This is a genomic window from Leptolyngbya cf. ectocarpi LEGE 11479 (assembly GCF_015207065.1).
Taxonomy (GTDB): domain Bacteria; phylum Cyanobacteriota; class Cyanobacteriia; order Phormidesmidales; family Phormidesmidaceae; genus Leptothoe; species Leptothoe ectocarpi.
In genome coordinates this window covers 1-6,593 of sequence record NZ_JADEXP010000353.1, presented here as the reverse complement: position 1 = coordinate 6,593, position 6,593 = coordinate 1, and the positions used below count along the sequence as shown (strand labels likewise).

Here is a 6,593-nt window from a genome sequence, read left to right as displayed (position 1 = left end):
CATATAATACGGAAGTAAAGACCGTTCATCCTGAGTTCAAAATGCTTTGAATGTTGAAGGACGGAAGTAGGGATGGTTTCCCGAAGGAACGCGCCTCTTCGATGCATAGTTTTAGGAGGCGATTCTCATGGCATCTGACGTTTTAACCGCTACCGAATTGATGGCAGTACTGACAGTTTACTGCATCGTGTTTTGTCCGATCTTGTGCTGGGCTATTAGTGGCTCGGTTCCCTTTGAGCAGTCTTTGCGATCGCTCCACCCCCGCGCTTAAACTCCACTGAACGCAGTAAATGCACACTCGGTGTAGCCTGTGGCTGTGCCTAGGGTTGATCTTGACGTCTGTGTTAAGTACTCGACCCTATGGCCGCCCGGACGAGCAACAAAGGCTAAAATGCTGCCGTCAGCATTTAGTTCATTAGATATGGGCAGAAGATAAGGAATACAAGTCGGGAGCCAGAAGTCGTTACGATTTCTGGCTCCTGTAGATCGGTGCTCTACTAAATTCGCACGTCTAGCCTTGAGCGGTATAGAATAAGGCCGTCCTGCATCAGCCCTAGTCGTGAAATCCACTGCAGATATCCGCACATTGATCCGTGAGATACCCGACTTTCCCAAGCCCGGTATCCTATTCCGTGATATTACGACTCTGCTACAGGATGCTGATGGCCTGAAGGCTAGTATCGACCTGATGGCAGAACAGGTAGCTCCCCACCAGCCAGACTGTATCGTTGGTATTGAATCTAGAGGGTTTATCTTTGGTATGCCCCTCGCGTATCAACTGGGCCTCAGCTTTATCCCTGTACGTAAACCTGGCAAGCTACCTGCTGCTGTCCATCAAGTGTCCTATGACCTGGAATATGGTCAAGATAGCCTTGAGGTCCATCAGGATGCCCTACAGGGCGGTCATCGTCCGCTGATTGTAGATGACTTGCTCGCCACAGGGGGTACTGCTGCTGCTGCTGCCCAATTAATTCAGCAGACTGGGGCGACCCTCGCAGGCTTTAGCTTTGTCATTGAGCTTAGCGATCTAAACGGTCGCCAAAAGCTACCTGACGGAGTCCCCATAACTACGCTACTGTCATACTGAGTTAGTTTTGAATGCCTTCGCCCATGACTGCAGAGCCTGCTTCTTCCTCCTCTCGTTCTCCTCTGCAGACAGTGCAGATGGTACTCACCAGTGAGACGACGCTGTATATCCTCAAGCGCGTGCTGCAGGCATTACTGACCTTGCTTTTAGCATCAGCATTTAGCTTTTTTATCATTCAGCTAGCCCCTGGAGACTTTCTCGATGCCCAGCGGCAAAACCCCCAGATTTCGCCTGAAACGATCCAACAGTTTGAGCAGCAGTTTGGCCTGGATAAATCTGTCTGGGAGCAATACTTTCGATGGCTTTACCAGGTCGTTACCAAACTCAACTTTGGTGAGAGTTTTGCCTATCAGCGTCCGGCAGTGGAAGTCTTGGCAGAGCGTATTCCTAATACTCTGCTATTATCCATCGCCTCAATTCTAGTCACTTGGGCCATTGCCATTCCTCTGGGGATCATTGGCGCAGTCAATCACAACAAGTTTACCGATCGCATTCTGCGGGTGCTGAGTTACATCGGCCAGGGATTTCCTGCCTTAATCACCGGTCTCCTGCTGCTGTTCTTTGCCCAGCTCACCACCCCCCTATTTCCTGTGGGTGGGCGTACCAGCATTAACCATGATGACCTCACCTGGCTGGGTAAGGTGCTGGACGTCATTTGGCATATGATTTTACCTACGTTAGCCCTGAGTATCACCAGCTTTGCCGGACTACAGCGGCTGATGCGTGGGCAAATGCTGGATGTATTGCGTCAGGACTATATTCGTACCGCCCGTGCCAAGGGGCTGCCAGAAGATCGCGTGATTTATACCCATGCCCTACGCAATGCGATTAACCCGTTGATTACGCTGCTAGGGTTTGAATTTGCCAGCTTGCTCAGCGGTGCTTTTATCACCGAATATTTCTTTGGCTGGCCAGGTTTAGGGCGATTAACGCTACAGGCGGTACAGTCTCAAGACCTGTATTTAATTATGGCCAGTTTGATGATGGGAGCCACCATGCTGATTATCGGTAACCTGCTAGCCGACTTAGCCCTATCCTTTGTGGATCCACGCATTAAGCTCTCAAAAATGAACTAGACCTATGCAGCCTCTACGGTCCTATAGCGGTCTTTTGGTCGGGTTTATTGTCTTTGGCATTGTGATTTGGCTGGCGAGCCGAGTCCATGGCGAGCTGGACGATCCAGGCTTTGCTCAAACGGTGCTGATTGGCGTTTCCGGCTGGGCCGGTGGCTGGCTAATCGGTTTCTTAGTGGCGCCTAATACTAGCCATGAGCTAAAAAATCTCTCCCAGGCCACTTCCACCATTACGGCCTTTGTCGCTGGGTTCATTATGGCAAAGATAGAACCCTCGTTTACGCCCATCTTTGCCAACGGCCAGCTGATGAATGAACCCATCTACGGTATTCGCATGCTGATTTTTATCATTTGCTTTGTAGTGGCTGCCATTAATATGTATGTATTCCGTGAGTTTAACGGGCGCTATTGAGAAAGCCTATGTATGCCGTTAAAACAAACGCTGCACTGACGCGAGACTGCTTGCGCTTGAGTCCCACGTCCATCTGGAAAGTACCAGATAGGTTCTTACAGAATCTGGGATAAGAACTTCTGAGAACGCTCTTCTTTAGGATTGTTAAAGAACTCATCCGGGGTGTTCTCCTCAACTAGAAGACCACCATCCATCAACACCACCCGGTCAGCCACTTCTCGAGCAAAGCCCACCTCGTGGGTCACGCATACCATGGTCATGCCGGAGTCGGCTAAGCCTCGCATTACGTCCAGCACCTCGCGCACCATCTCGGGATCAAGGGCAGAGGTGGGCTCGTCAAATAGCATAATTTTAGGCTGCATCGCCAGGGAACGGGCAATGGCGACCCGCTGCTGCTGACCACCGGACAGCTGCCCTGGAAATTTATTTGCCTGTTCTAAAATACCGACGCGCTCCAACAGCTGCATGGCGATCTCTTCAGCTTCCCGCTTCTTTTGCTTGCGCACCCAGATGGGAGCCAGAGTGACATTCTGCAACACCGTCAGGTGGGGGAACAAATTAAACTGCTGAAATACCATGCCCACTTCCCGACGAATTTCCTCAATATTCTTGAGATCGTGGGAAATCTCGATGCCGTCAATGGTAATTTTGCCCTTCTGATATGGCTCTAGGGCATTAAAGGTACGGATAAAGGTAGACTTGCCAGAACCCGACGGTCCCATCACCACCACCACTTCACCTTTATAGATATCCAGGCTGACACCCTTGAGCACATTAAAGCCGTTGTCGTACCACTTTTCTACATCGCTGGCGACAATTACGGCCTTACGGTCAACGGAATTGCCGTTAGATTGATTTGGCAAAGGCATATCAGTTTGAGTCATCGTCTTCTTGTGGTGAGGGCAAACCCCTCAAACTATGGTGACATTCGTACCCTGTGACGGTGGTGTGTCCGACATAGGATTTAACAGAGCTGCGATCGCACGCTGCTAAAGCTCGGTATTAAGCGCCTGTTCAATTCGCCGACTGCCCAGGGACATGGCGTAGCAGAAAAACCAGTAGAGCAATGCAATAAAGAGAAATACCTCAGCATAATCGCCAAGATATTTGGGGTTGGCCAGAATACTGTTACTAATACCCAACAGCTCCACCAAGCCAACAATTCCTAACAGAGTTGTATCTTGGAAAAGACTAATAAACTGACCCACAATGGCAGGAATAGCTACTTTTAGCGCCTGGGGCAGCACAATCAGGGAAAGGGTGAGGGGGTTATTCAGCCCTAGCGATGCGGCTGCTTCGTTCTGTCCGCGAGGAATTGCCTGTAAACCAGCGCGAACATTTTCTGCTAGATAGGCTGAGCTAAATAGAGTCAGACCGACAATCGCTCGCACAATGTTGTCAGGCCGTACGCCTTCAGGTAAAAACAATGGAATCATTACCTGCCCCATAAACAAAATGGAGATCAGCGGCACCCCGCGAATTAGCTCAATATAGGCGATGGACAGCCCCTTAATGATGGGTAGATTACTACGTCGTCCGAGGGCCATTAACACCCCGATGGGGAAGCACAGGGCAATGCCAGTAATGGCCAAAAACAGAGTCAGGGTGAGACCGCCCCAGTTATTGGTGCCGATGGGCTTAAAGCCTAAAAAACCGCCAATGGCATCCACCCCGGCGCTGATGACAAAACACCCTAAACCAAAAATCAGGGCCGTCATCACAAAGGTGGTCAGGGTTTTGCGCTCTGCCAAAATTGGCACTAATAGCGATACAAAGGCGATATAGGTGACGATGGTCAGCAGCTTGAGCAGCAGCGGCACATTTAAGAACCCGTACACTGGTAAGAACAGGACCAGACTGCCGACAAACCAAAGAATTCGCATCAGCCAGATACCGATGGGATTGTGGCTAACCGTATCGATAATTGAGGAATTTGACAGCAGTTTGAGCACCATGGATGCTAGCCAGATGCTGATGGCAACGGTCGCGACTAAAAACAGCAGACTGTTGCGAATATCCCCGCCCGCTAAAATCAGTAGCGAAATGGAGTAGACCAAAACCCAACTGGCTGCTAAAAACTGACTCAGGTTGAGCTTGCGCTGGCCTAGTAGGGTTTTGCCCGCCCAAGCGCAGGCTAGGGTGAGGACCACGAGCCCAATGAGGGTGAGGGCCGATGGACGCGTCAGGGGGAAAATAATAAACCCGGCACAGATGATTGCGATCGCAATCAAAACATTTCGGCTAAACAGGGTGCTCTGATTGCGAGCTAACAAACCCCAGGTCAGCCCGCCCATGGCCACATTCACCCCCAGGATGGCCCAAATGCGTGAATATATTTCCGATGGGTACAGACCTGACATAAACAGGGCCAGGTTGTTGGGGACAACAGCCCATTCAGCGATGTTAAAGGCCCAGTCGATAAAGCCCCAGACCGCCAACAGCATTACACCGACCAAAATGACGGTCAGCAGGGCGTTATACCAGGTATTAAATAAATGCTTACGCAGCCAGGCCACTGGCCCAGCCTGGGCGATGGGAGGCGGGCTAGATTCTGTCACCAGAGGTGAATTGGGGGAAGTTGTTGTCATCGCCTCTACCGCTCCTTAAACTGCACAGCGCTGTTGAGTTGGTTCATATTCACTGAGATCAGAAGGTTAATGATTAGGTAGGTGGCCATCATTAGTAAAAATACTTCCACTGGCCGACCTGTTTGGTTAAAGGTGGTGTTGGCCACTGAGTACAAGTCGGCGAAGCCAATGGCAATGGCTAAACTGGAGTTTTTAGCCAGGTTGGCAAACTCACTATTTAGCGGTGGAATAATCACTCGCAGGGCCTGGGGAAAGACCACCATCCGCATGGCTAGACCGGACGATAGTCCCAGGGAGCGGGCGGCTTCCCATTGGCCCTGGGAGACTGATTGAATGCCAGCTCGAACAATCTCAGCAATAAAGGCTCCGGTGTAGAAAGTGAGACCGGTAACGATGGCGGAGTACTCCAGAGAGAGTTTCAGACCGCCGGTCACACCGCCGGTAAATGTGCCGTCGTCTTTGATCACGGCAGCTGGGGCTTCCCAACCGAGGGCAAACAGAACAATTAAAACGCCAAGAATAAGGAGAAGTGCGATCGCAATCAGCTGTGGTTTACCCGACTGCCCCTGCTCCACCATTACCTGAGTTCGCCAGCGGCCCAGCAGTACCAGTGGAATAATCAGCGCCAATAGAACAATCACCCATAGCCCTTGAGCACTAGACATCAGCGACGGAAACGCTCCCTTAAAATAAATGCCCTTGTCCCCACTCCAGCTAAGCAGTAGGAAAAACTCAGCAATCAGCAAAAGGGGGATAAAAAGAGCACTCAGGCCAAAATTTAGCATCGGACCAATGCCGCCTCGATAGTCTCCCCGACGAAGCACCTTAATCGACCGGATAAACACCCCCACTAGCAGCAGCGAAACAGCTAGCATAATCAAGCCAGTCCACGTGGCTGGTGTAAACGCAGGCCCTGGTAGGTAAATACCCTTTTTGCTCAGAATAAACCAGCTAAGGTCGCTATTGGGAAATACAAACGGGGTTCTGGGAGCAGGAAAGCTAAAGAAAACTGCCAGATACCAGAAAAATAATTGCAAAAGCAGCGGCACATTGCGCACCAGACCCACATAGGCTCGACTGATCTTATAAAGCAACCAGTTGTCCGAGAAGCTGGCTACCCCTGCCAAGATGCCGACGGTGGTGGCCGTAATCACCCCCATAATCATCACCCGCAAGGAGTTGACAATCCCTGACTGGAGCGCTTTACCATAGGAATCTTGAGCCTGATAGTCTAGTAGGCTCTCACCCATGGCAAATCCGGCTGGGTTCTTTAGAAACCCAAAACCGAACTTGATACCTCTGCCGGTCATATTGTCATTGAGGGTGGCGGAAAAGTGCCAGAACAAGTCCACCACAAACAACACAATCAGCGCCTGGAAAGCAATTTTCCAAAAGCGCTCATCACGCAGCAGTGTCTGAATGCTGGAAAGCGG

7 protein-coding genes and 1 riboswitch are annotated in these 6,593 nt (G+C 50.7%); of the genes, 4 read left to right on the top strand and 3 right to left on the bottom strand.

Annotation, left to right across the window (positions count from 1 at the left end; all coding sequences use genetic code 11):
- Positions 1 to 20 precede the first annotated feature (20 nt).
- A riboswitch (Glutamine riboswitch) is annotated at positions 21 to 95 on the top strand.
- 32 nt (positions 96 to 127) lie between these two features.
- From IQ260_RS25410 to IQ260_RS25395, 4 genes are all read left to right on the top strand, one after another.
- Entirely contained in the window at positions 128 to 271 is a 144-nt protein-coding gene (locus IQ260_RS25410; RefSeq protein WP_193995871.1) for a hypothetical protein, read from the top strand.
- A 288-nt stretch (positions 272 to 559) separates the two neighbouring features.
- Positions 560 to 1,087: an adenine phosphoribosyltransferase gene (locus tag IQ260_RS25405; RefSeq protein ID WP_193995870.1), complete on the top strand. Its 528-nt coding sequence runs from the start codon at positions 560 to 562 to the stop codon at positions 1,085 to 1,087.
- A gap of 23 nt (positions 1,088 to 1,110) precedes the next feature.
- Positions 1,111 to 2,163: an ABC transporter permease gene (locus IQ260_RS25400; protein WP_228016419.1), complete on the top strand. Its 1,053-nt coding sequence runs from the start codon at positions 1,111 to 1,113 to the stop codon at positions 2,161 to 2,163.
- Positions 2,164 to 2,167: 4 nt separating this feature from the next.
- Positions 2,168 to 2,572, top strand: coding sequence for a hypothetical protein (locus IQ260_RS25395; RefSeq protein ID WP_193995869.1), 405 nt, complete (start codon positions 2,168 to 2,170; stop codon positions 2,570 to 2,572).
- A 95-nt stretch (positions 2,573 to 2,667) separates the two neighbouring features.
- Here IQ260_RS25395 and IQ260_RS25390 read toward each other — a convergent pair whose 3' ends face one another.
- The 3 genes from IQ260_RS25390 to IQ260_RS25380 all read right to left on the bottom strand — a co-directional run.
- Complete coding sequence (locus IQ260_RS25390) at positions 2,668 to 3,456, bottom strand: amino acid ABC transporter ATP-binding protein (RefSeq protein WP_322745047.1); 789 nt, start codon at positions 3,454 to 3,456, stop codon at positions 2,668 to 2,670.
- Positions 3,457 to 3,561: 105 nt separating this feature from the next.
- Entirely contained in the window at positions 3,562 to 5,160 is a 1,599-nt protein-coding gene (locus IQ260_RS31250) for an amino acid ABC transporter permease (RefSeq protein ID WP_228016418.1), read from the bottom strand.
- A gap of 5 nt (positions 5,161 to 5,165) precedes the next feature.
- A partial coding sequence (locus IQ260_RS25380; protein ID WP_193995868.1) for an amino acid ABC transporter permease occupies positions 5,166 to 6,593 on the bottom strand: 1,428 nt, incomplete at its 5' end.

Excerpts from the sequence above, each read along its gene's own strand:
- IQ260_RS25410 (WP_193995871.1), top strand. The coding sequence starts at position 128 with ATGGCATCTGACGTTTTAACCGCTACCGAATTGATGGCAGTACTGACA.
- IQ260_RS25400 (WP_228016419.1), top strand. The coding sequence starts at position 1,111 with ATGACTGCAGAGCCTGCTTCTTCCTCCTCTCGTTCTCCTCTGCAGACA.
- IQ260_RS25395 (WP_193995869.1), top strand. The coding sequence starts at position 2,168 with ATGCAGCCTCTACGGTCCTATAGCGGTCTTTTGGTCGGGTTTATTGTC.
- IQ260_RS25390 (WP_322745047.1), bottom strand. The coding sequence starts at position 3,456 with ATGACTCAAACTGATATGCCTTTGCCAAATCAATCTAACGGCAATTCC.
- IQ260_RS31250 (WP_228016418.1), bottom strand. The coding sequence starts at position 5,160 with ATGACAACAACTTCCCCCAATTCACCTCTGGTGACAGAATCTAGCCCG.